The sequence below is a fragment of the Paraburkholderia adhaesiva genome, assembly GCF_021390575.1.
Classification (GTDB): Bacteria; Pseudomonadota; Gammaproteobacteria; order Burkholderiales; family Burkholderiaceae; genus Paraburkholderia; species Paraburkholderia adhaesiva.
Window position 1 is genome coordinate 1627420 of record NZ_JAJEJQ010000001.1, and the last position, 20932, is coordinate 1648351.

Annotated in this window: 19 protein-coding genes; 9 read left to right on the top strand and 10 right to left on the bottom strand. The window is 63.8% G+C overall.

Going from position 1 to position 20932, the window contains the following annotated elements:
- Window positions 1-43: 43 nt before the first annotated feature.
- Window positions 44-802, bottom strand: coding sequence for an ABC transporter substrate-binding protein (locus tag L0U80_RS07270; protein WP_233863290.1), 759 nt, complete (start codon window positions 800-802; stop codon window positions 44-46).
- 299 nt (window positions 803-1101) lie between these two features.
- Between L0U80_RS07270 and hutH the strand changes: the two genes are divergently transcribed.
- A complete protein-coding gene (hutH, locus tag L0U80_RS07275) occupies window positions 1102-2625 on the top strand; it encodes a histidine ammonia-lyase (protein ID WP_233863291.1) in 1524 nt (507 codons plus the stop codon).
- A gap of 629 nt (window positions 2626-3254) precedes the next feature.
- Window positions 3255-4679, top strand: coding sequence for an ISNCY family transposase (locus L0U80_RS07280; RefSeq protein WP_233863292.1), 1425 nt, complete (start codon window positions 3255-3257; stop codon window positions 4677-4679).
- Between the two features lie 449 nt (window positions 4680-5128).
- On the opposite strand, the gene L0U80_RS07285 is transcribed toward L0U80_RS07280, so the two are convergent.
- On the bottom strand, window positions 5129-6346 hold the full coding sequence (locus tag L0U80_RS07285; RefSeq protein WP_308444845.1) for a phospholipase A: 1218 nt from the start codon (window positions 6344-6346) through the stop codon (window positions 5129-5131).
- Between the two features lie 285 nt (window positions 6347-6631).
- On the opposite strand from L0U80_RS07285, the gene L0U80_RS07290 reads away from it, so the two are divergent.
- From L0U80_RS07290 to L0U80_RS07300, 3 genes are all read left to right on the top strand, one after another.
- Window positions 6632-7108, top strand: coding sequence for a Spy/CpxP family protein refolding chaperone (locus L0U80_RS07290; RefSeq protein WP_233863294.1), 477 nt, complete (start codon window positions 6632-6634; stop codon window positions 7106-7108).
- Between the two features lie 937 nt (window positions 7109-8045).
- The gene (locus L0U80_RS07295; RefSeq protein ID WP_233863295.1) at window positions 8046-8426 is read left to right on the top strand and encodes a DUF883 domain-containing protein; all 381 of its coding nucleotides are present in this window, start codon (window positions 8046-8048) and stop codon (window positions 8424-8426) included.
- A gap of 420 nt (window positions 8427-8846) precedes the next feature.
- Window positions 8847-9278, top strand: coding sequence for a hypothetical protein (locus L0U80_RS07300; protein WP_233863296.1), 432 nt, complete (start codon window positions 8847-8849; stop codon window positions 9276-9278).
- Window positions 9279-9448: 170 nt separating this feature from the next.
- On the opposite strand, the gene phnX is transcribed toward L0U80_RS07300, so the two are convergent.
- On the bottom strand, window positions 9449-10252 hold the full coding sequence (phnX, locus tag L0U80_RS07305) for a phosphonoacetaldehyde hydrolase (RefSeq protein ID WP_233863297.1): 804 nt from the start codon (window positions 10250-10252) through the stop codon (window positions 9449-9451).
- A 64-nt stretch (window positions 10253-10316) separates the two neighbouring features.
- Window positions 10317-11477 carry a 2-aminoethylphosphonate--pyruvate transaminase gene (locus tag L0U80_RS07310; RefSeq protein WP_233863298.1) on the bottom strand — a complete coding sequence of 387 codons (1161 nt, stop codon included), beginning with the start codon at window positions 11475-11477 and terminating at the stop codon, window positions 10317-10319.
- A gap of 168 nt (window positions 11478-11645) precedes the next feature.
- Here L0U80_RS07310 and L0U80_RS07315 point away from each other — a divergent pair, with 168 nt between their 5' ends.
- Window positions 11646-12503 carry a LysR substrate-binding domain-containing protein gene (locus tag L0U80_RS07315; protein WP_233863299.1) on the top strand — a complete coding sequence of 286 codons (858 nt, stop codon included), beginning with the start codon at window positions 11646-11648 and terminating at the stop codon, window positions 12501-12503.
- A 15-nt stretch (window positions 12504-12518) separates the two neighbouring features.
- On the opposite strand, the gene L0U80_RS07320 is transcribed toward L0U80_RS07315, so the two are convergent.
- On the bottom strand, window positions 12519-12740 hold the full coding sequence (locus L0U80_RS07320; protein WP_233863300.1) for a hypothetical protein: 222 nt from the start codon (window positions 12738-12740) through the stop codon (window positions 12519-12521).
- Between the two features lie 225 nt (window positions 12741-12965).
- On the opposite strand from L0U80_RS07320, the gene L0U80_RS07325 reads away from it, so the two are divergent.
- A complete protein-coding gene (locus tag L0U80_RS07325; RefSeq protein WP_233863301.1) occupies window positions 12966-13625 on the top strand; it encodes a phosphoribosyltransferase in 660 nt (219 codons plus the stop codon).
- Window positions 13626-13646: 21 nt separating this feature from the next.
- Here L0U80_RS07325 and L0U80_RS07330 read toward each other — a convergent pair whose 3' ends face one another.
- The gene (locus L0U80_RS07330) at window positions 13647-13943 is read right to left on the bottom strand and encodes a YciI-like protein (RefSeq protein ID WP_233863302.1); all 297 of its coding nucleotides are present in this window, start codon (window positions 13941-13943) and stop codon (window positions 13647-13649) included.
- 256 nt (window positions 13944-14199) lie between these two features.
- On the opposite strand from L0U80_RS07330, the gene L0U80_RS07335 reads away from it, so the two are divergent.
- Together L0U80_RS07335 and L0U80_RS07340 are read left to right on the top strand one after the other, a co-directional pair.
- Window positions 14200-14511 (top strand): PsiF family protein, encoded by a 312-nt coding sequence (locus L0U80_RS07335; RefSeq protein ID WP_124150526.1) that lies wholly within the window; start codon window positions 14200-14202, stop codon window positions 14509-14511.
- A 272-nt stretch (window positions 14512-14783) separates the two neighbouring features.
- Entirely contained in the window at window positions 14784-15245 is a 462-nt protein-coding gene (locus L0U80_RS07340; protein WP_233863303.1) for a hypothetical protein, read from the top strand.
- A 133-nt stretch (window positions 15246-15378) separates the two neighbouring features.
- Here the strand turns inward: L0U80_RS07340 and L0U80_RS07345 are convergent, their stop codons facing one another.
- From L0U80_RS07345 to L0U80_RS07360, 4 genes are all read right to left on the bottom strand, one after another.
- Window positions 15379-16446, bottom strand: coding sequence for a glycosyltransferase family 4 protein (locus L0U80_RS07345; protein WP_233863304.1), 1068 nt, complete (start codon window positions 16444-16446; stop codon window positions 15379-15381).
- 232 nt (window positions 16447-16678) lie between these two features.
- Window positions 16679-17842 (bottom strand): AAA family ATPase, encoded by a 1164-nt coding sequence (locus tag L0U80_RS07350; protein ID WP_233863305.1) that lies wholly within the window; start codon window positions 17840-17842, stop codon window positions 16679-16681.
- A 92-nt stretch (window positions 17843-17934) separates the two neighbouring features.
- Window positions 17935-19332 carry an alpha,alpha-trehalose-phosphate synthase (UDP-forming) gene (otsA, locus tag L0U80_RS07355; RefSeq protein WP_233863306.1) on the bottom strand — a complete coding sequence of 466 codons (1398 nt, stop codon included), beginning with the start codon at window positions 19330-19332 and terminating at the stop codon, window positions 17935-17937.
- A 172-nt stretch (window positions 19333-19504) separates the two neighbouring features.
- Entirely contained in the window at window positions 19505-20797 is a 1293-nt protein-coding gene (locus L0U80_RS07360) for a mechanosensitive ion channel family protein (protein ID WP_233863307.1), read from the bottom strand.
- Window positions 20798-20932 lie beyond the last annotated feature (135 nt).

Sequence of the window (20932 nt, forward strand, 5' to 3'; positions counted from 1 at the left end):
GCGGCCCGCGCTCCCTTGTTCAAGCGATTGGAGACGGCCGGATTCAGCTGCCGTAGACGTCGAAGTCGAAATACTTCGACGCGATCTTCCTGTACGTACCGTCCTTGACCATGTCGGCAATCGCTTTGTCGATCTTCGACTTGAGGTCGGCGTCGTCCTTGCGCATGCCGATGGCGGCGGCGCCCGTCGGGATCTGCGGGCCGGCGAACGCGAAGCCGGCACCGCGCGGGGTTTTCAGGAAGCCCAGGTTGGCCTGTATTTCGTCCTGCAGCGCCGCGTCGAGACGGCCCGACTGCAGGTCCTGATAGACCTGATCCTGGTTCTGATAGGTGACGACGTTGACGCCCTTCGACGCCCAGTTCTCCTTCGCGTAGGTCTCCTGGGTCGAGCCTTGTTCGACGCCGACCGTCTTGCCCTTGAGCGACTCGATGGTCGGAAGCACGGTGGAGCCTTTCTTCGCGACGAGGCGCGTCGGCGTGTTGTACATCCTGGCGGAGAAGGCGATCTGCTGTTCGCGCTGCGGCGTCATCGTCAAAGCGGAGAGCGCGCCGTCGAATTTCCGCGACTTCAGGCCAGGAATCATGCCGTCGAAATCCTGCTCGACCCACACGCATTTCGCATTGAGGCGTCGGCAGATCTCATTGCCGAGGTCGATATCGAAGCCGACGAGCTTGCCATCGGGCGCCTTCGATTCGAACGGGGCATAACTGGCGTCCGTACCGAAGCGGATCGTGGACCAATCCTTCGCATAAGCGCCACCGGCAGCAAGAGCGAGCGCGACGCACAAAGCAAGTTTCTTCATGAAGTCTCCTAAAGCGATTGTCGACATTGCACTTCGGACCAAAGCTGGCCTGCACTGCAAGCCTCGATACCCTGAAGTACGATGGGATCGGGCTGGCTAGTTGTCTATACAAATTAAACGCTTGGAGCGATGGTCAACAATCAGTGTTATTACTGATGAGGATGACTTCGCCGGCGGATCAATGGTATGAGCATGCCGACGAGAGGGGTATTAGCGGGTATACGCGTAGTTGATTTAACTTGTATAGACAAGATGGCTTGTGTAACCTGAACTCACCTTGTCCAGACAACTTTATCGCGATGATTAAACTGACCCCCGGCCACCTGACTCTCCCGCAACTGCGCCAGATCGCGCGCGAAACGGTGAAACTCGAACTCGATCCGGCCAGCTTTGCCGCGATCGACGCCCGCGCGCAAGCCGTCGCCGACATCGCCGCGAAGGGCGAGCCCGCCTATGGCATCAACACCGGCTTCGGCCGCCTCGCCAGCACCCACATTCCGCGCGAGCAGCTCGAACTGCTGCAGCGCAATCTGGTGCTCTCGCACGCCGTGGGCGTGGGCGAGCCGATGTCGCGCCCGGTCGTGCGCCTCTTGATGGCGCTGAAGCTCTCGAGCCTCGGCCGCGGCCACTCGGGCATCCGCCGCGAGGTGATGGACGCGCTCATCACGCTGTTCAACGCCGACGTGCTGCCGCTGATTCCCGTGAAGGGCTCGGTGGGCGCCTCGGGCGATCTCGCGCCGCTCGCGCACATGTCGGCGGTGCTGCTCGGCATCGGCGAGGTGTTCATCCGCGGCGAGCGCGCGAGCGCCGCGGCGGGCCTCGCCGCCGTGGGCCTCAAGCCGCTCGCGCTGCAGGCGAAGGAGGGCCTCGCGCTGCTCAACGGCACGCAGGCCTCGACGGCGCTCGCGCTCTACAACCTCTTCGCGATCGAGGACCTGTACCGCACGGCGCTCGTGTCGGGCGCGCTGTGCGTGGATGCGGCCGCGGGCTCGGTCAAGCCGTTCGATGCGCGCATCCACGCGCTGCGCGGCCATCGCGGCCAGATCGAGGCGGCCGCGGCGTACCGCGCGCTGCTCGAAGGCTCGGAGATCAACCTCTCGCACCGCGACTGCGGCAAGGTGCAGGACCCGTACTCGCTGCGCTGCCAGCCGCAGGTGATGGGCGCGTGTCTGGACCAGATGCGCCACGCCGCGCAGGTGCTGCTCGTGGAAGCGAACGCGGTGTCGGACAATCCGCTGATTTTCCCGGACACGGGTGAAGTGCTCTCGGGCGGCAACTTCCACGCCGAGCCGGTGGCGTTTGCCGCCGACAATCTCGCGCTCGCGGCCGCCGAGATCGGCGCGCTGGCCGAGCGGCGCATCGCGCTGCTGATCGACGCGACGCTCTCGGGGCTGCCGCCGTTCCTCGTGAAGGACGGTGGGGTGAATTCGGGCTTCATGATTGCGCACGTGACGGCGGCCGCGCTCGCTTCGGAGAACAAGACGCTCGCGCATCCGGCTTCGGTCGATTCGCTGCCGACGTCGGCGAACCAGGAGGACCACGTGTCGATGGCGACGTTCGCCGCGCGCAAGCTCGCCGATATCGCGGAGAACACGGCCAACATCCTGGCGATCGAGCTGCTCGCCGCGGCCCAGGGCGTGGACCTGCGCGCACCGCATCCGACGAGCCCTGCGCTCGCGCGCGTGATGCAGGCCGTGCGCAGCGAGGTGCCGCACTACGATCTCGACCGTTACTTCGCACCGGATATTGCGGCGATCACGCGGATGGTGCAGGGCGGGGCGATCGCGGCGCATAGTCCGTTCGAGTTCGAATCCGAGCAATGAGCGCTTCGCCATCACGCACGCAGCGTTCCTGAGTAATGCCTGGTTCGCGTTGCGTCGTGGCGTTATGTGGGCGCGTGGTGAGGGCTTTTCGCAGCGTTTGGGTGTGGGTAACGCCGCGCGCGGCGCGGATGCAGTGTGCGCGTTCGGGCGAAGCGCTGCATAACGCCCCGACGACGCGAGCGATGCGCCACGCGTACGCTTCGTTACGGAGTAGCTGGGCGGACGATGTGTGAAGCGGACCGGGCGCGCTGGCAATGATCGTGCGATGAGCGGCGCTCAGTCAATCGCGTGGGTAATCCGCGTCGCGCTTTTGCGCGGCGCGGATTACGTCGCTTCACCGTGGGTGAACTGCCGCACGCCACCTGTAAAGCACGGTGCTGATAGTCCCGCGATCAACAATCTCTGGTCACGCGAAGTTGGGCGGTGTTGGGCGGTGTTGGGTGGGTCGAGACGGCCAGGTAGCCAGACGCTGATTGCGCGTGAAGATACATAATTTAACATAATACAAATTATCGAAGTTTCAGGTGTTACGGCTTTTTTGAAATGTCCGGTTCTGGCTCATTAGAGATGTCCGATTCCTGCCCTGGTTGAAGCGCACGCTCGCGTGAGGCGTCGACCAGGGGCGAACCATGAACGGACGTGAGCTGATCACGGCAAGCATGCGCGAACTCGAGCGGGTCAAGGTCATCGAGGCGGTCATTGAAGGCCGCCTGCGGTGTTTTCAGGCGGCTGAGCGGCTGCAGCTCGGCGTACGGCAGATCAGCCGGCTGTGCCGGCGCTATGAGGCCGCGGGTCCGGCCGGGCTGGTTTCGTCCAAACGCGGGCGGCCGAGCAACCGGGAACTGTCCATCGACCTGCGGGCCCGGGCCATGGCGCTGGTGCGCGAGCGCTACGCCGATTTCGGGCCGACGCTGGCCTGCGAGAAGCTGCGCGAGTGCCACGGGATGACGCTGGCCAGGGAGACCGTGCGCCGATGGATGCGCGATGCGGGCCTGTGGATTCCGCGCGCCCAGCGCCCGCCGAAGGTCTACCAGCCGCGTGCGCGGCGTGCGTGCCTGGGCGAGCTCATCCAGATCGACGGCAGCGACCACCGCTGGTTCGAGGACCGGGCGCCGGCCTGCACGCTGCTGGTGTACGTCGATGATGCGACGAGCCGGCTGATGCACCTGCACTTCACGCAGACCGAATCGACGTTCAGCTACTTTGAGGCCACGCGCGCGTACCTGGAGCGTCACGGCAAGCCGGTGGCACTGTACAGCGACCGCGCCAGCGTGTTCCGCAGCGTGAGCGCCGGCAAGACTGGCCACAGCGTGACGCACTTCGGGCGCGCAATGTACGAGCTGAACATCGACACGTTCTGCGCCAACAGCAGTTCGGCCAAGGGGCGGGTCGAGCGCGCACACCTGACGCTGCAGGACCGGCTCGTCAAGGAGCTGCGGCTGCGTGGCATCAGCACGGTGAGCAAGGCCAACGCGTATGCCCCCGCCTTCATGGCGGCCTACAACATGCGCTTCGCGAAGGCGCCGCGCAGCACGTTCGACGCGCACCGGCCGCTGCGCGGGGACGAGGATCTGGACGCCCTGCTCACCTGGCGCGAAACGCGGCGGGTGACGAAGTCGCTCACGGTGCAGTACGACCGCGTGATGTACCTGCTCGACGATACGCCCCAGAACCGCAGGCTCGTGCATCGCTACATCGAGGTCTGGGAGTACCCGGATGGGCGCATCGAACTGCGGGCGCAGGCTCGCGTGCTGCCGTACCGCGAGTACGACCGGCTCACCGGGGTGGACCAGGGCGCGGTGATCGAGCACAAGCGGCTGGCACACGCACTGCAGGTGGCGCAGGCGCTGCAGGCGCAGCGCGACAATCGGCGTGCCTCGGGCTCGCCATCACGCACGAATCAGGGTGAGCCGGTGCGTGCAAAGGCACGCGTGCCTGGCACGAAGAAGCAACGCGAGTTCACGCAGGCGGACATGGACGCGGTGATCGTGAAGCTGGCGCAGGCCCCAAAGTCAGATTCAAAACCGGGCCCGCGGTCTGCAAGGAGCCGCTGAATAGACGTCAGCGCCCTGCTGCTTCATCCTCTACCCTTCAACACGATGGAAGTTCAACCCCGGAAAGACAGAATCAACTCCCTTCAAAACCGGACATTTCTATTGAGCCGGAGATCGGACATCTGTATCTGGCCATGACATCAGGTGTAGGTCCCAAATAGAAATGTCGGGTTTCCGCTAAATAGAAATGTCGTGTTGTGGCTAGGTCGAGCGCCGGCGACAAGCGCAGCTGGGGCGATCACCGCGACGATGCACTACGTCGGCCGGTTCAAGGTCATCCGGGCGATCGTTGAGATTGGCCTGACGCACCGGCGCGCGGCCGAGCGCTCCGGACTGACGACCGCGCAGATCCGCCCGCTGACCGCCCGGCTTCGCAATCACGGACCTGAACGCCAGTCCAACAACTCGCGCGAAAAACAACCGCCCCCAACGACACCATCCGCAACCGTCTACCAGCGCGACACGGAGAAACCAATACGCGCAATCGAGCGATGCTGGTTGTAGTCGAGAATATCTTCGCCGTAGCCACCGAAGTAACCGATCCACAGATACGCGCCCGACGCGCTGCCGAACAGTTTGGCCAGCGGATAGGTAAATTGTGCATCGACGCTGCCGTAATGCGATTTCGTTCCCTTCCTGAGCGTCACAGCAAGCTGCCAGCCATCTGGACTGCCATATGTCATGAGCAAGTCAACGTAGCCGCGATAGTCCGTGATATTCGAATTTTCTCCGGCGATGTGCTCGTACCAGTAGACCTTGGGTGCCACGGTCAGGTGATAGGCATTGACGTTGCCGAAATCCCAGATCGGCTTCACGAACAGAATGTCGATCCCACGCGAGTCAGGGCCAGCGATGCCGTTCGACTCGTGCTCATAGCCGGCCATCACGCCCATCTTGCTGAACCAGTTGCTCTTCCATCCCGTGTCCGGCAGGTAGTAGAACATCGCGGGTTTGTAGCTCGTATCGCGGAACGGCGCGGAATACTCGCGGATATCCCACAGCGAAGTTTGCGTGTACGCGAAATACAGATTGTCGAAAAAGCCTCGCGAACGCGGGTCCTTAGGCAAGATGAAGCGATACTTGAAGCTAACCTGGAACTTCGCGATATTGTTGCCATGCGAATCGACGCCATCGGCGAAATAAGTCGGCTCATACATCGACAACCGTCCCGCCAGAAAGGTGCCGAGGTCCGGTATCAGTGAATTCGTGTGCGTCGGTGCAGGCGTGGGCGGCATAGCAGCGACAAGTGCCTCGTTGCCCGTCTTCGGCGCTTCGGGTGTACCCGTGGCTTGCGCTGCAGGAGCCTGCCCAGGCGTTGCTGCGTTCGCCACGGCAGCCTGCCCGGGTACGCGCGTAAGCAGCACGACGGACGGCGATACATCGACACCCGGCACATCGACGCGCAGCGCCCCACGCGCCCACTCCGGCCAGGCCGCGCTGTAGCTTACGGCTTTGATTTCGCCCGTGCCCAGTTGCAGATGCTCCGGTGCGCCGGCTTCTCGCGTGAGCACCACTTCGCGTGGCAAAGCCTCGCCGTTCGTCAACGTAATAGTTACCGTGCGCGGGACATCGATCGAACTGCCTGAAGGTCCCTCTCCCGAGTAGATGATCGTTACGGCGAGCGGTTCGTCCGAGCGCGCTTCGCGTGGCGGGCGCAGAACGGACACGGCGGCGTCCACTGCGGTGGCGTACCCCGCGGCCAGCACCAATGCGACTGCGGCACACCCTGCCCGCTGCCAGCGAATCCGGGCCCACGGAACAGATTTGAAACGGCCTTCCCTGCGGATTACCGATCGCATCGACACGTGGCCTCCTTTTGTTCCGATGTAATGCTTACCTCGATGTGAACCTATCGGAATGCCTGCACGCATGGTGCATCGTGCGTTCAATACCCGTCCTCGTTACTTCGCTGCGTGCCGGACTCGCAAATTGAATTGTCCGCGAGGACTGCTATGATCAATTCAATGCTCCTTCCACCTGCCGAGCCGTTGCCGGTGATCGTTTTCGCGAGAACTGTCATGAAATGTATCCTGGTTGCTGCGATGCTGCTCTGTACGTCGACATGCTGGGCACAAGCAAGCCCAGCCGCTTCGTCGCAACGACACGTTGAGACTGTCGAAGAGCACATAACGGCTCTTCATTCGGAGCTCAAGATTACGCCGGCAGAAGAGGATAAATGGGCCAAGGTGGCAGACGCCATGCGTGCCAACGCAAAAGCAATCGACACCCTCCTCGAGCAACGACACGAAAATGCGGAGAAGGAAACAGCGATCGAGAACCTGCGTTCGTGGGCCGAACTAGCCCAAGCCCACGCAGATGGCAGCAAGGCGCTACTCGCGGCATTCGAGTCGCTTTATATGGACATGCCCGACGCACAGAAGAAAGTTGCGGACGACGCATTCCGGCCAGCGGAGCACCACGCGAAATAGACTTCGCGAGAGCACCGCCAGATTCTGCACCCTCGTGGACACGGCAAAGCCAAACGTAGGGGAAGCGCAATGTTGAAGCAACGCCTGATACGGTCAGGATTCGTTTCTGCTCTCGTGATGCTTGGTGCACTGCATTGCGCGCAAGCCCGGGTCAATGTGAGTGTGGGTATCGGTTTTCCGGGCGTGTTTTACGCGCCGCCGCCTCCGCTCATCGTCGCGCGTCCAGTACCCTACTGGGCGCCTCCCGTCATGTATAACCGGTGGGGCCATCCGGCCTGGCACGGCCGGCCAGTTCATATGGTTCCTCGGCACCGTCACCCGCCGGGTTGGGGCCATCCGCGGCGTTGGCACTAGACACGCGAGCACCATCGACATGCCTTGCGGATATTCTCCGATGCGATGGGTTGTCGGGCTCCGGAAGCATGCAAGCACACTTCAGCAAATTAAATCAGTGCCTGATCCGCGCGGTAACAAAATGCGCGCCGCGTGGATAAACGAATTCATAAACGCCCTCCGCTAATCTTTCCTGTGGCATGCAAACTCGCATCGCACGCGTCGCGAGAAAGATACACAGACGAGCGTTGGGTGATTCAGATGCCTGTGATGACCGACGACGACAAAGCGAGCGTCAATTCGTACGGGAAACGGCTTCAAGCATCACCTGATACACCCGTATCAATGCATTGAACGCGATGCCGCATTTATCGAGTTTGCGCGCTAGATGATGCTGTTGCGCCCGCATTTATAGAACTGTTTTTTGGCAAATTCGTTTCGACGCGGATCGAAATTGGCAGTCTGCTACACCACAATACGCCGCCGTCGAGCGTGATTGATGTGCGCGGTAGCGCGCACTCAATCGATCGAAATACGACTTGTGCGCAGATAATGCCTTTGCAGGACCCGACTGGTTTCCTCACGCATCCAACGGAGAAGAAGCATGATCCTCACAAATGGATTTACGTTTCCAAACTTCATAATCGACATTTTTTCGATCTTCATGTTCATCTTGTGGTTCTGGTTGTTCATTACTATCACAAGTGACTTGTTCCGCCGGGACGACATATCCGGATTCCTGAAAGTCGTGTGGGTGATCTTTCTGATCCTGCTCCCCTACATTGGCATTTTCGCGTACGTGCTGACGCAAGGCCGGAAGATGGCACTTCGCAACGAAGAACGCGCCCGGAAAGCGCGCGACGAGTTGCGTCAGGTGGTTGGCTTCAGCGCGGCGGACGAAATCGAGAAACTGGACCGACTGAAGTCGACCGGGTCGCTTACGGAGGATGAGTACAAGCGCCTTCGCTCAAGGCTCTTCGACTAACGGCCACCGGGTCGTTCACGAGATCTGGGTAAAGGAGCCGGGTGCGAAGCAAACTGCCAACGTGCTCAGACGGTCGTTCAAGACGTCACACGACAACGCGTTGCACTGTCAGACCCGACCAGCACGGTCCTGCATGCGGTTAGTCAGAGCGGACCGTGCAGCCATGATCCTCATGGTGTCGCGTGCTTGCTCGCAAAAGGGCTTTGATGATCGCATCACCCTTTCGTCCGCACGCTGCGTCCTTCCCTCCTGAGGCCCTCATCCCCCTCGCCAGTGCAACGTTAAAGAGTCGAAAGCGATCTGCCGTAAACAGAGTAAATGATGCGATTCCGTCTGGTGGCGGTTCGCAAATTTTGCTTCAGGGAGGCCGTAATGAGCGCGAGAGATCTGCAAAGGCGTTGGAAAATCGGCGCAGTGGCGATGAGTATCGCAACCATCATCTGCACGCCTTGCGCCGCCGTCGCTGCGAGTAGTGGCCGGATCTTTTTCTCGGGGATGATCGTCGCGCCGCCGTATAGCATTGAAACAGTGTCCGGAACCTCCTCTGCTGGTACCACCACCGCAGGCGTCGGCCATTCGGAGCCCGCGACGGCGACTGTCACGTTCGCGGCCGCCCCGTCCAGTCCGCCCTACGCCGAAGTCGCATTGGCGACGATGCAACCTGCGAGTACCGGGACCGGTTCGAAAGCGGCCAGTCCGTTCGTAGAGAAATTCTTCGATGGCAACGGCCATCGGCTGACGCCTGACCAGTCGGGCATCTATCACCTCGGCGCCTCGGGTGGCACGCTCCAGATCAAGGGTCCGGACTCCTCCGCACAAACGCCCGTAATCGTAGTGACCAACTACGATTAAGGCATCCGTTCGATGCAAGATAACTCAGGGACGGCCCTGCCGACCCTGAGCGTAAAGGCCTGCAACGGGCCGGCTAATCGCTGTGCCGACCTTCCGTTGCGCGAGGTAAGCCTCGACTTCAACCCGGCCCAAATGCAAAAAAAGCGCGCCTTTAAGGCACGCCACACAGCTTAGGGACGCTCGCCGCGAGCAAGCCGCCCTTCGATCTCGCTCACGATCGGCAGCAAGTCGGCCACGCTGTCGATCACATAGTGGGCACCCGCTGCGACGAGCCGTGCGACAGCGGCCTCGCGGCGACGTGCGAATACCTCGGGCGGGAGCGCGCGAACTTCGTCCTCAGTCATCCCGAATGCATTGCCGCTCACGGCGACACCCACAGCCCACGTTCCGGCGTTGATGCCCTCCTCGATGCCGACCTCGGTATCGTCCACCTTGATCACATCACGTGTGCGCCACACGCCCAGTTGGGGCAGCGTGCGGTAGATCATGTACGGCGACGGCCGGCCTTCGGGCGTGTCCCCGGTGCAGACGATGCTGTCCGCCACGAAGCCCTGCTCTGCCGCTCCCGGCACGATCTTGTCGATGATCTCGCGCGTGTAGCCCGTGGTCGAACCGATGCGGATGCCTTCGGCACGCAGTGCGGCCGTCACGGCGGCCACGCCTGGAATCACATCGCTGTACTGCGCCGCCACCGCGATGTTCTTCGGCACGAACACGTTGTAGACCGCGTCGATGTCTGCGTCCGCCGGCGCATGGCCATGACGCGCTTCCCACGCCCTGGCGACGCGAGGCAGCGCCATCAGCGCCGCGATGTGCGGACGCTTTGCCATGCCCATCGGACCGCGCGCTTCGTCGATCGTGATCGGTACGCCAAACTCCTCGAAGGTCTCGACGAAAGCGCCCATCGGTGCGCGCGAACCATAATCGACCACCGTGCCGGCCCAGTCAAAAATTACTGCCTTGACGTGTTTCATTGCGTTTTGTCCTGCGAGTCATCCACAAAGAGAGAAACCTGGTCTGCCGACTGACGGCAGGTGCTCATGCCGCGAGCGCTTCGCGCGCGCCGAGCGATGCGGGCGCCGGTGCCCCGTTTGCCACCCCGAGCGAGGCAAGCGCGTTGCCGCATGCTTCAATCACGCGCCGCATCACACTTTCGTCGAGTGCGCCGATGCAGCCAATACGGAAGCTCTCGACCGTGGTCAGCTTGCCCGGATAGATGATGAATCCTTGCGCCTTCATCAATTCATAAAAACGCTCGAAGCTGAAGGCAGGATCGGAAGGCGAAAAGAACGTCACGATGATCGGCGAACGCCATGGCTCCGTGAGCAGCGGCTCGAAGCCGAGCGAGCGCATGCCCGCGACGAGCACGTCGCGATTCCTCGCGTAGCGTGCGAGGCGCGCCGGCTGGCCGCCTTCGAGCGTGTGCAGCCGCAGTGCCTCGATGAATGCCGCTACGGCGTGCGTCGGCGGCGTGAAGCGCCACTGGCCGGTGCGATTCATCACGTCCCACTGATCGTAGATATCGAGCGCGAGTGAATGGCTGTTGCCCTTCGCGTCGCGGAGCACCTCTTTCTTCGCGATCACGAAGCCAAAACCGGGCACGCCTTCGATGCACTTGTTTGCCGACGAAACGAACGCGTCACACGGCAGCGTGCGCACATCGAGCGGTATCGCGCCGAATGCACTCATGGAGTCGATCAGGAGACGGCGGCCGAGCCGCTGCGTGACCTCGGCAATTTCCTCGACCGGGTTCAGGATGCCGGAACTCGTCTCGCAGTGGACCACGACGACATGCGTGATATCGGCGTTCGCGGCGAGAATGCGTTCGACGTCGGCGGCACGCGGCGGCAGATAGTCGCCGGTGTCGTGGACGGTGTGACGGCGGCCCAGATAGCGCAACGTCGTCGCCATGCGCTTGCCATACGCGCCGTTCGCGAGCACGAGCGCGTGGCCGTCACGCGGCACGAAGCTGCCGAGCATCGCCTCGACGCAATAGCTGCCGCTGCCCTGCAGCGGCACGCAGTCGTAGTCGCCGTTCGTGTCGCCTGCGATGTCCAGCAGGCTGCGGCGCAACCTGGCCGTCATCTCACGAAAGTCGGCGTCCCACGATCCCCAGTCGCGCAGCATCGCCTCTTTCGTCGAGGCTGCCGTCGTGAGCGGGCCAGGGGTCAGCAGGTACGGATCGGCCGGGGTCGTCATGCACTTGCTCCTGTCGATCGCACCTCGTGCTGTGGCACCAGGTGCGATCCGATACAAAGTTAGTCGGGATTCAGCATCGAATGCCGACACGGTACTGGAAATCGTGGCATCGGTAAAATCGATATAATCGATGACGGTATAAGTCAAACTTATCGACCCGGATTGACCATGCAATACGCCCAGTTACGCGCTTTTCACGCGGTCGCCGAGCACGGTGGCTTTTCGCGCGCCGCCCAGGCGCTATCGATCACGCAGCCAGCCGTATCGGATCACGTGCGGCGGCTGGAGCAGGATTTCGGGGTCAAACTCTTCGAGCGTGCGCCGCGCGGTGTCGAATTGACCGACCTCGGCAGGCGCCTTTTTGCCGTCACGCGGCAGATGGTCAGTTGCGAGCGCGACGCGCGGCGCCTGCTGGAAGCGGCGGGCGCGCTGGAGTCGGGTGAACTGTCGCTGATCGCCCACGCCCCCGACCTTGCCATCAAACTGGTCGGCGCGTTCCGGCAGCGCTATCCGGGCGTCGTGATCAAGCTGTCGATCGCGAACGCAACCGAATGCATGCGGCGCGTGCTCGCGAGCGAAGCGGACGCAGCCGTCACGGCTGCACACCAGGTCCACAGCCGCCTTCAGACACGCGCGTTGCGCGAGGAGCCGCTCGTGGCGGTCGTGCCCGCCGACAGCCCGGCCGCCAGGAAGCGCCGGATGACCTACGAGGAACTGGTGCGCGAGCCGATGGTGTTCCGCGAGGCGCAATCCGTGACGCAGCAACTGCTCGAGGCCGAACTGGTGCGCAAGGGGCTGCAGGTGCAGCCGGTGCTTTACGTCGATGGACGCGAGGCGCTGCAGACGGCCATCGCCCAGGGCGTGGGTGTCGGCGTGATCGCACACACGGAGTTCGGCGAATCGCCGCGTATCCGCATGATTCCCCTCACGGATTGCCAGGTGCGCATGGTCGAATCGCTGACGAGGCTCGCCGATCAGCCATCGTCGAACCTGCTCGACGCCCTCTTCTCGACCGAACTCGACTGAGCGTCGCGCGCCGTTTCAGGTCACGACGATATTGGTGCCGATGGCATGCAGGAGATCGCGCAGCGTCTCGGCCTCGTGCATACGCGTGCCGTATCGCAGATCGATGCGCAGCGCGCGGCCCGCAATGCCGTCGACGGGCCGCGAGAGCCACAACTCCACGGCGAGCGCGCGCCCTTCTGGCTGACCGACGGCAGCCGGTTCGACGACGCACGGCTTGAAACAGGCGGATTCGGACATGGCGTGGACCTCGTTCTCGACAAAGGGCGGTGCCATCGTACCGGCAGGCGTTTGCCCCACCAAACAACGAATTCGCGTTTGCAAATGACGGCCGTGCCTCATGAAAGCGCGGCGGCTGCGCCGACGTTAGAGCGAGCCGGCTTCGATTGCATCCTGTCTTTTTTCCCGCGCCGGATGGCGCGCTGCGTGGCAAACTGGTCGGATCGCTCCACCCGGGAGCCGCTCATGGAACGTCCATTCACCGATCGCCGCGAAGCGGGCCGAATGCTCGCGCAACACCTAGGCGCCTATGCGGGGCGGCGCGACGTCGTCGTACTCGCACTGCCGCGCGGGGGCGTGCCGGTCGCATTTGAGGTGGCGGCCGCGCTCGGCGCGCCGCTCGACGTGCTGCCCGTTTGCAAACTTGGGGTGCCCTGGCAGACGGAACTCGCGATGGGCGCGCTGTCCTCGAACGGCGCGCAGTTCGTCGACGAAGCGCTGGTGCGCGAAACCGGCGTGAGTGCGGCGCAGCTGCAGAGCGCCATCGCCACCGCCCGTATCGAACTGGGCCGCCGCGAGTTGCGCTACCGCGGCGAGCGTCCGCCCACGCCCGTGGCGGGGCGTGTGGTGCTCATCGTCGACGACGGCATAGCGACCGGAGCTTCGCTGAAAGCTGCCGCCCGCGCACTGGCGAGCCGCGGTCCGGCGCGCATCATCGGGGCGATGCCGGTTGCGCCCGCAGGCGCACGGGAGCGTCTTGGCGGCGCCATAGACGATCTCGTGTGCGTGCTCACCCCCATGCAGTTTTACAGCGTCGGCCAGTTCTATCTGGACTTCGAGCAGGTCGACGACGAAACCGTGCGCGACCTGCTCGACCGGGCCGCCAGTGGTACGGACAACGCCTGACGCCTTGCACGCCGCGCTGCCTTAGCGCACAGGATTCGTCGCCTCATCGCCCACGACCGTTTGCCACGGCCGCACGCGCCAGCTTTTGACCAGCCCGGCCAGGACGTAGGGATCGGCGCGCGCGAAGGCCTCGGCGGCGGCGGGCGAATCGCCCTGAAAGAGCAGCAGCGCGCTGTCGACGGGTTCGGCCACCGCCCCGGCGAGCAGGAGTTCGCCGCGCGATACGGCCTCCCACGCAAGTGCGAGGTGCGCGTTGCGGTGCGCCGCGCGCTGTTCGAGATAATCATCGACCAGTTCGTACGTCAAGAGCCAGTGCATCGTCTCCCTCCGCGGATCGGGGGCTGCGCGTGTGCCGCTTGCTTGTCGCCGTCCGTCGCCGTCCATTGCCGACTGTCACGGTTTGACAATGCTTAACGCCGCGAGCCCAATAAGTCGCATTGTGCCGTCAACCGCGGACGTCGCCACGCCGTTTTTAGGACAGCTTTGCCAAAATGGTCGCGGCGATGGGCCACAAAAGCGCTTCAGGCCTGCGAGCACGACTACCGACAACGTCGAAATCCCCTGGGAGTGAGCTATGAAGATTCAATCCGCAATCGCTGCAATCGTGCTGGGCGGCGTGCTGGCCGCACCGGCATTCGCACAAACCGCTGCCCCGGCGGCCGCCCCGAACAGCCAGCAGGACAAGATGAAGGCGTGTAACGCACAGGCGGCCGACAAGAAAGGCGACGACCGCAAGGCCTTCATGAAGCAGTGTCTCTCGGCGGGCGGTGCGGCGCCGACCATGACGCAGCAGGAACGGATGAAGGCGTGCAACGTTCAGGCGGCCGACAAGAAAGGCGACGATCGCAAGGCCTTCATGAAGCAGTGCCTCTCGACGAAGAGCTAAGCGGCAACGAACGCAAGACGAACGGCGGCCCCTGGCCGCCGTTTTTTTATGGGCGCCCACGTTGAATTGCCGTCGGCTGCGGTGAATGGCCGGGCGACACCGTCGCCTCGTGCAACGCCCCCGGGGTTTCCCGCACTCTCTGCGGGCCCTGCTCGAACGGGTCGTTTTTCTCCTATGATGCCTCCAGCGGCGACCCACTTCAGATAACACCACACAAACGCCATCGGGCCGCCGTTTTTCGTTGATGCCAAAGGCATCGAACGGAGGCGCAAATGGCATGGAGACACAAAAATCGCTGGTTTCGCCGCTGGCTGATGGTGACCGTGTTCTGGCTCGTGCCGGTGATGATCGTCGCGGTACGCGAAGCCCAGGACGAAATGGCGTACAACCGAGAGGACCTGCAGCGGGCCCTGGCGACATGGACGTTCAGCGCCGCCGATCGCGACACCGGTGCGCCGTTGCGCTGTCGCGGCACACCGGAGGCAGCCCGCACGTCCGGCTGTCCGGCGGATGTGCTCGCCGCGAATGCCGCCCGTCATCAGCAAGCGCTCGACGACTATGCCCAGCGCCGCTCGACACTGGCCGTCTATCTCTGGGATGCGCTCGTCGGCTACTGGGTCGCGCCGATGGCGACGCTGCTCTTCGTGGGCATCGTGATCGGGGGGATCCGGCGCGCACTGCGGCACCCGAGCCCGAAACCAGAGCCGGAACCGAAGCCTGCTCCAGAGCACTGATGCCGCTGCTGCGGGGTGTCATCCCGATGGCCCGCGCAACGGCACGCTGCACGCGCGGCCCATAAGCCGCCAGCAGCAGTACGAAAATCACGCATCTGAATCCGCGACGCGAGTAGCGTGCTCGCGTGCCGCATCAGCTCGCGGATGTGTCGATCACCTTGAAACGGGCGCGTCTGCTCGCGCGGATCACCGCTTGATAGAGGTCCACGTACTGCTGCGCCATGCGCCGCGACGTAAAGCGCTCCTCGAAACGCCGCCGCACGCCGGCACGCGGCACGCGCGAGATGCGATTCACCGCTGCCACGGCGCCGATCTCGTCCTCGACGATGAAGCCCGTCACGCCCTCGTCCACCACTTCCGGCACGGCGCCACGCTTGAACGCGATCACGGGCGTACCGCACGCCATGGCCTCGATCATCACGAGGCCGAACGGCTCCGGCCAGTCGATCGGGAACAGCAGTGCATGCGCGCCTGAGAGGAACTCAGCCTTCTGGGCGTCTGTAATCTCGCCGACGAACTCGACGTTCGGCTGTGCGAAGAGCGGCTTGATCTCGCGCTCGAAGTACTCGCGGTCGGCCTCGTCGACCTTCGCGGCGATGCGGATCGGCAGCCCGCAGCGCTGCGCGATGCGGATCGCCGTATCGACGCGCTTTTCCGGCGAGATACGTCCAAGAAATGCGAGGTAGCGTTGCTCGACGGGCTGCGGCGTATAGAGGTTTTCGGGCAGGCCGTGATAGACGGTGCCGAGCCATTTGGCCTGGGGCAATGGCTGGCGCTGCGCGTTCGAAATGGAAATGACCGGCGCGGTATCGAACGTGTCGAAGACCGGCTGCTGTTCCGGCAGGTCGAGCCGGCCGTGAAGCGTCGTCACGAAAGGCGTGTCCTGGCGCTTGAAGACCGAAAACGAGTAGTAATCCATATGGAAATGCAGCACATCGAACCGGTCGGCCTGACGGCGCACCATCTCCATGAGCAGCATGTGCGGCGCGATCCGGTCGCGAATGCCCTTGTCGAGCCGCAGCGCCTGCGGCCAGACGGCCTCGAGCTTCGCGCTCGTCACGGAGTCGCCGCTCGCGAATAGCGTGACGTCGTGACCGAGGTCGACCAGCGCTTCGGTGATATACGAGACCACGCGCTCGGTGCCGCCATAGAGCTTGGGCGGAACAGATTCGGTCAGCGGGGCGATTTGCGCAATTCTCATCCGGCATCTCCGTCGATCGGGGTGTGCGGCCCGGCGGTGTGCCCCCCGGGTCCTGCCGCTTTGGTGTGCCTCATTGTAAGGCAATGCGGAAGCCGTCCATCAGAGAGGTACTTGCTGCATATCGGAATCCAGCGCGGGCGTTGTGGGATCCGGTCATTCTTCTACAAGCTGTGAGCCCGCGCCGCAGGTCTTTCAATTGCTATCCGGACTTACATGCCGATACATCGCGCGCTCAACGCGTGAGCCACTTCCAGGGCGGCACGTCGAACGCATCGGCGTCGGCGAGCGCCGTCGCGCCGAGCCTGCGTTCGAGCACAATCGACTGGCTCTCCGCCTCGCGCTCGAGTGCCGCCACGAGACGCGTCGCGTGCGACACCACTAGCACCTGCGACTGGCGCGAAGCCAGCGCGATGAGCCGGGCGAGCGACGGAAGCAGGTCCGGATGCAGACTCGTCTCCGGTTCGTCGAGCACGAGCAGTTCGGGCGGCCGCGGGCTCAGCAGCGCCGCCACGAGCAGGAGGTAGCGCAGCGTTCCGTCCGATAATTCGGCGCCACGCAACGGCCGCAGCAGCCCTTCCTGGCGAAGCGCAACCTCGAAGCGCCCTTCGTGATTGACGATCTCGACGCGCGCGCCTGGAAAGGCATCGCCGATCGCCGTGTCGAGCGCTTCGCCGTCGCCGATCTCGCGGATGGTCTGCAACGCGGCGGCGAGATTCGCGCCGTCATCGGCGAGCACCGGTGAATGCGTGCCGATCTGCACCTGGCGCGCGGGTGCGAGTTCGTCGGTGCGGAAATGGTCGTAGAAGCGCCACGAGCGGATCTGCTCGCGGACGGCGATCATTTCCGGTGCGCTGCGCGGGTCGGCGTACTCGGTCATCATGCTGTCGAAGCCCGCGACGGGCTGCGCGAGCGTCGTCCACTCACCCGATTCACCACGCACGCGGATCATTGGCCCCTGGCGATCGACGAGCAACGCCGAGGGCCTCAGGATCGGCCCACTCCAGATGCACTCTCGCTTGATCACCGGATCGAGCGAGAACTGCGAGCTCGACGAAGGCGGCAGGCCAAGATCGATCGCGTAACCGAACGCATCGCCCGCGAAGCCGAGACGCAGGCTCACGACGTCCTTTCGCACGGTGCCCTCGACCGGTGCGTCGCCCGCCAGGACCGCCCGCGAAAAACGCTCGGGTCCGGCCCAGAGCGTCGACTGCAGACCACCCTCGTGCGCGAGTGACGAAATCACGCCGCCGCGCGCCGTGAGCGCGAGCAGGCGCAGCGCGCGGTAGAGATTCGATTTGCCGCTGCCGTTCGGGCCCGTGACGACGTTGAGCGGTCCGAGCGGCACGATGATCTCGCGCAACGAGCGATAGTTGGCTATGGCGAGCGTGGTGAGCATGGGTCGGTAAGGCCTGGGCGCGGGATCTGACGCAATCGCGGCAATCATACGCAATCGTGGGTGTTGAAGATTCAATGCGAGGTTCAATGCGCTCAGTGCGACTTCGGAACGTTGCCCAGGTCGCGCAGAAAGCTGTCTCGCCACACGCCGAGATTGTTGCGCCGCAGTGCTTCCATGTTGGTCTCATACCGTGCCTGGCGCTCGGCGAGCGGCATCGACAGCGCGCGCTGCAGCGCCTCCGACGTGGCCGCCGCGTCGTGTGGATTCACGAGCAGCGCCCCGGTGAGTTCAGCCGCTGCGCCCGCGAAGATGGACAGCACGAGCACGCCGGGATCGCGCGGATTCTGCGCGGCGACGTACTCCTTGGCGACGAGATTCATGCCGTCGTGCAACGGTGTGACGTAGCCCACCTGCGACTCGCGAAAGAGCGACATCAGCTCTCCGTGGTCGAACTGCTGGCTCAGATAGCGGATCGGCGTGTAGTCGAGACCGGAGTAGCGGCCATTGATGCGCCCCGCTTCCCGCTCCAGTTCCTCGCGAATCCGTTTGTAGCTCGCGACGTCGGAGCGCGTGGGCGGCGCGATCTGCACGAGCGTGACCTTGCCGCGCCATTCCGGTTCGCGTTCGAGCAACTGTTCGAACGCGTGAAAGCGTTCCACGAGTCCCTTCGAATAATCGAGCCGGTCCACGCTCATGATGAGCTTGCTTCCCTCCAGGCTTTGCTCGAGGTCGATCACGTGCTGGCGGTTCTCGTAACGCGCTGCCTGTTCGGCGATCTCGTCGGGGAACACACCGATGCGATAGACACCCGTGTGCAGCTTGCGGCCGAAGGCTTCCACGCGAGCGGACTCGCCCTCCTCGAAAACCTTGCCGCGCGCGTTGCGCACGATGTAGTCATGGAACGCCAACTGGTCGTTGCGCGTCTGGAATCCGATCAGGTCGTAACAACACAGCGATCGGACCAGTTCCTCGTGTGGCGGAATTGTCTGCAACACCTGGGGTGACGGAAACGGAATGTGCAGGAAGAACCCGATGCGGTTTTCGATGCTCTCCGAGCGCAGCGCCTCGGCGAACGGGATCAGATGATAGTCGTGGACCCAGATGTTGTCGTCGGGACGAATCAGGTTCACGAGCTTGTGCGCCAGCCACGCGTTCACGCGCCGGTAGCCCGCGTACTCGTCGCGCTCGTAGTGCGCGAGGTCGTTGCGGTAGTGAAAGACGGGCCACAGCGTGGCGTTCGAAAAACCACGGTAGTACTGGTCATAGTCCTTGCGAGTGAGGCCGATGGTCGCGAAGGTAACGGAGCCGTCCAGAACGAGCGATGGCCCGGCATTGGCGACGGACTCGCTCACGACGTCCCCGCTCCACCCGAACCAGATGCCGCCGTTGCCCTTCAGCGCGCCGAACACGGCGACGGCTAATCCGCCCGCGGAGTCCTTCGTCTGTGCCGGCGTTGCCACGCGGTTCGACACGACGATCAATCTGCCCATTTATGCGTTCCTCCGCTTGTGACGCGTGCTGCGTCGTGCTTCCGCGTGGCCCCTTCGTACCCTTGGCACCGTTCGCGCGCCCGTCCTGCACCTGACGCGAGCAGTGCCGCCCGCCTTGCGCGCATCGTCGTGGACCGTGACGAAACCGCGCCCGCGCCCGTGTGCCCCGCTGCTATCCCGCGGACCGCCGTGTGCCTTTTCGTGCATCACCGGCGGGAGCCGTTGCTGTGTGATCCGGCGCACCCTTCGCCTTCTCCATCGTCTGCACGGCGCCGGCCTCCCCAGTCCGCTCCCCGCCGCCCGTCACCGGATCGGCCTCCGTGTTGGCCGCCGTGCTCGAGGCCGCTGGCTGCGCGGGCCGTTGCGAGCGTCCCGGCAACTCGCTCGCACTGCTCTCCAGTTCCGTCGACATCTCAGCGCGCGTCCTCGGCAGGAATTGCGGATACTGCGCCTTCACCAAGCCGAGCAACCCTTCGCGCACGCGGCAGCGCAGATCCCAGGCCAGCCCCGAATCCCGCGAACTGACCAGCACGCGCAGTTGCATCGCGCGCTCGTTGGCGTCGGTAACCTGCAGCACCTGCACGCGACCGTCCCACTCTGGTGCGTCCGCTACGATTCGCGCCAGTTCCTCACGAAGCGGCGCGAGCGGCATGCGGAAATCGAGCCACAGGAACACGGTGCCGATGATCTGCGAGCTGCTGCGCGTCCAGTTCGCGAACGGATTCTCGATGAACCACTGCAACGGTACGATCATTCGCCGCTGATCCCAGAGCCGCAGCGAGACGTAAGTACTGGTGATTTCCTCGACACGCCCCCACTCGCCCTGAATCACGACCACATCGTCGAGCCGGATCGGCTGAGTAAGCGCGATCTGCAACCCGGCGATCATATTGCCAAGCACGGGACGTGCCGCGATACCGGCGACGAGACCGGCCACGCCCGCCGACGCGAGCAGGCTAGTGCCGATCTGCCTCACGTTCGGAAAATTCATGAGCGCCGCGCCGGTGCCGACGATCAAGATCAGCCCCATCACCGTGCGCGCAAGCACGCGCGCCTGGGTGTGGATGCGGCGGGCCTGGAGGTTATCGTCGGTGTCGAGCGGATGGGCCGCGATGATCGTCTCGCCGATGGCGGCTGCGCAGCGCAGCGAAAGCCAGGTGATGGAAGCGATGAACGCGACGCCGGCGAGTTCGCGCAGGCCGGAAATGAAGCGCAATGTGTCGAGCGCCTGGGACCAGACGGAGTCGAGCGCGAAAATGAGGAGGACGGCGAGCGCAGGGAGGCGAATATTGCGCAGAAACACGCTCACGCGCGGATACGGTAGCGCGAGGCGGCGCAGCACGCGCGAGCCGAGCCAGTGGACGGCAGCGGCAACGGCGAGCGCGATGACACTAACGACGAGGGTACCGTGCCAGGTCAGCAGCGAGGTGTCGGCGACGAGTGAGAGAGCGTCGATGGTCTCCATCTGCAGCCTGTTCCTCCTGAGCGTGGGGACGACTCGTGGAAGCGGTCCAGGCGCCGCGCCCGCGGGCGAAACCAGCGTGCTGTCACGTACCACCGCGACGTGCCGCAGCGGCCTGCCGCGCGTGAGCGTGATGAG

What these genes read in the sequence shown, in the direction of transcription:
- L0U80_RS07320 (WP_233863300.1), bottom strand. Translation starts at nt 12,740, where the DNA reads ATGTCCGAATCCGCCTGTTTCAAGCCGTGCGTCGTCGAACCGGCTGCC.
- phnX (WP_233863297.1), bottom strand. Translation starts at nt 10,252, where the DNA reads ATGAAACACGTCAAGGCAGTAATTTTTGACTGGGCCGGCACGGTGGTC.
- L0U80_RS07360 (WP_233863307.1), bottom strand. Translation starts at nt 20,797, where the DNA reads ATGGAGACCATCGACGCTCTCTCACTCGTCGCCGACACCTCGCTGCTG.
- L0U80_RS07325 (WP_233863301.1), top strand. Translation starts at nt 12,966, where the DNA reads ATGGAACGTCCATTCACCGATCGCCGCGAAGCGGGCCGAATGCTCGCG.
- L0U80_RS07315 (WP_233863299.1), top strand. Translation starts at nt 11,646, where the DNA reads ATGCAATACGCCCAGTTACGCGCTTTTCACGCGGTCGCCGAGCACGGT.
- L0U80_RS07295 (WP_233863295.1), top strand. Translation starts at nt 8,046, where the DNA reads ATGATCCTCACAAATGGATTTACGTTTCCAAACTTCATAATCGACATT.
- L0U80_RS07340 (WP_233863303.1), top strand. Translation starts at nt 14,784, where the DNA reads ATGGCATGGAGACACAAAAATCGCTGGTTTCGCCGCTGGCTGATGGTG.
- otsA (WP_233863306.1), bottom strand. Translation starts at nt 19,332, where the DNA reads ATGGGCAGATTGATCGTCGTGTCGAACCGCGTGGCAACGCCGGCACAG.
- L0U80_RS07290 (WP_233863294.1), top strand. Translation starts at nt 6,632, where the DNA reads ATGATCAATTCAATGCTCCTTCCACCTGCCGAGCCGTTGCCGGTGATC.
- L0U80_RS07330 (WP_233863302.1), bottom strand. Translation starts at nt 13,943, where the DNA reads ATGCACTGGCTCTTGACGTACGAACTGGTCGATGATTATCTCGAACAG.
- L0U80_RS07280 (WP_233863292.1), top strand. Translation starts at nt 3,255, where the DNA reads ATGAACGGACGTGAGCTGATCACGGCAAGCATGCGCGAACTCGAGCGG.
- L0U80_RS07350 (WP_233863305.1), bottom strand. Translation starts at nt 17,842, where the DNA reads ATGCTCACCACGCTCGCCATAGCCAACTATCGCTCGTTGCGCGAGATC.
- hutH (WP_233863291.1), top strand. Translation starts at nt 1,102, where the DNA reads ATGATTAAACTGACCCCCGGCCACCTGACTCTCCCGCAACTGCGCCAG.
- L0U80_RS07300 (WP_233863296.1), top strand. Translation starts at nt 8,847, where the DNA reads ATGAGTATCGCAACCATCATCTGCACGCCTTGCGCCGCCGTCGCTGCG.
- L0U80_RS07270 (WP_233863290.1), bottom strand. Translation starts at nt 802, where the DNA reads ATGAAGAAACTTGCTTTGTGCGTCGCGCTCGCTCTTGCTGCCGGTGGC.
- L0U80_RS07345 (WP_233863304.1), bottom strand. Translation starts at nt 16,446, where the DNA reads ATGAGAATTGCGCAAATCGCCCCGCTGACCGAATCTGTTCCGCCCAAG.
- L0U80_RS07310 (WP_233863298.1), bottom strand. Translation starts at nt 11,477, where the DNA reads ATGACGACCCCGGCCGATCCGTACCTGCTGACCCCTGGCCCGCTCACG.
- L0U80_RS07335 (WP_124150526.1), top strand. Translation starts at nt 14,200, where the DNA reads ATGAAGATTCAATCCGCAATCGCTGCAATCGTGCTGGGCGGCGTGCTG.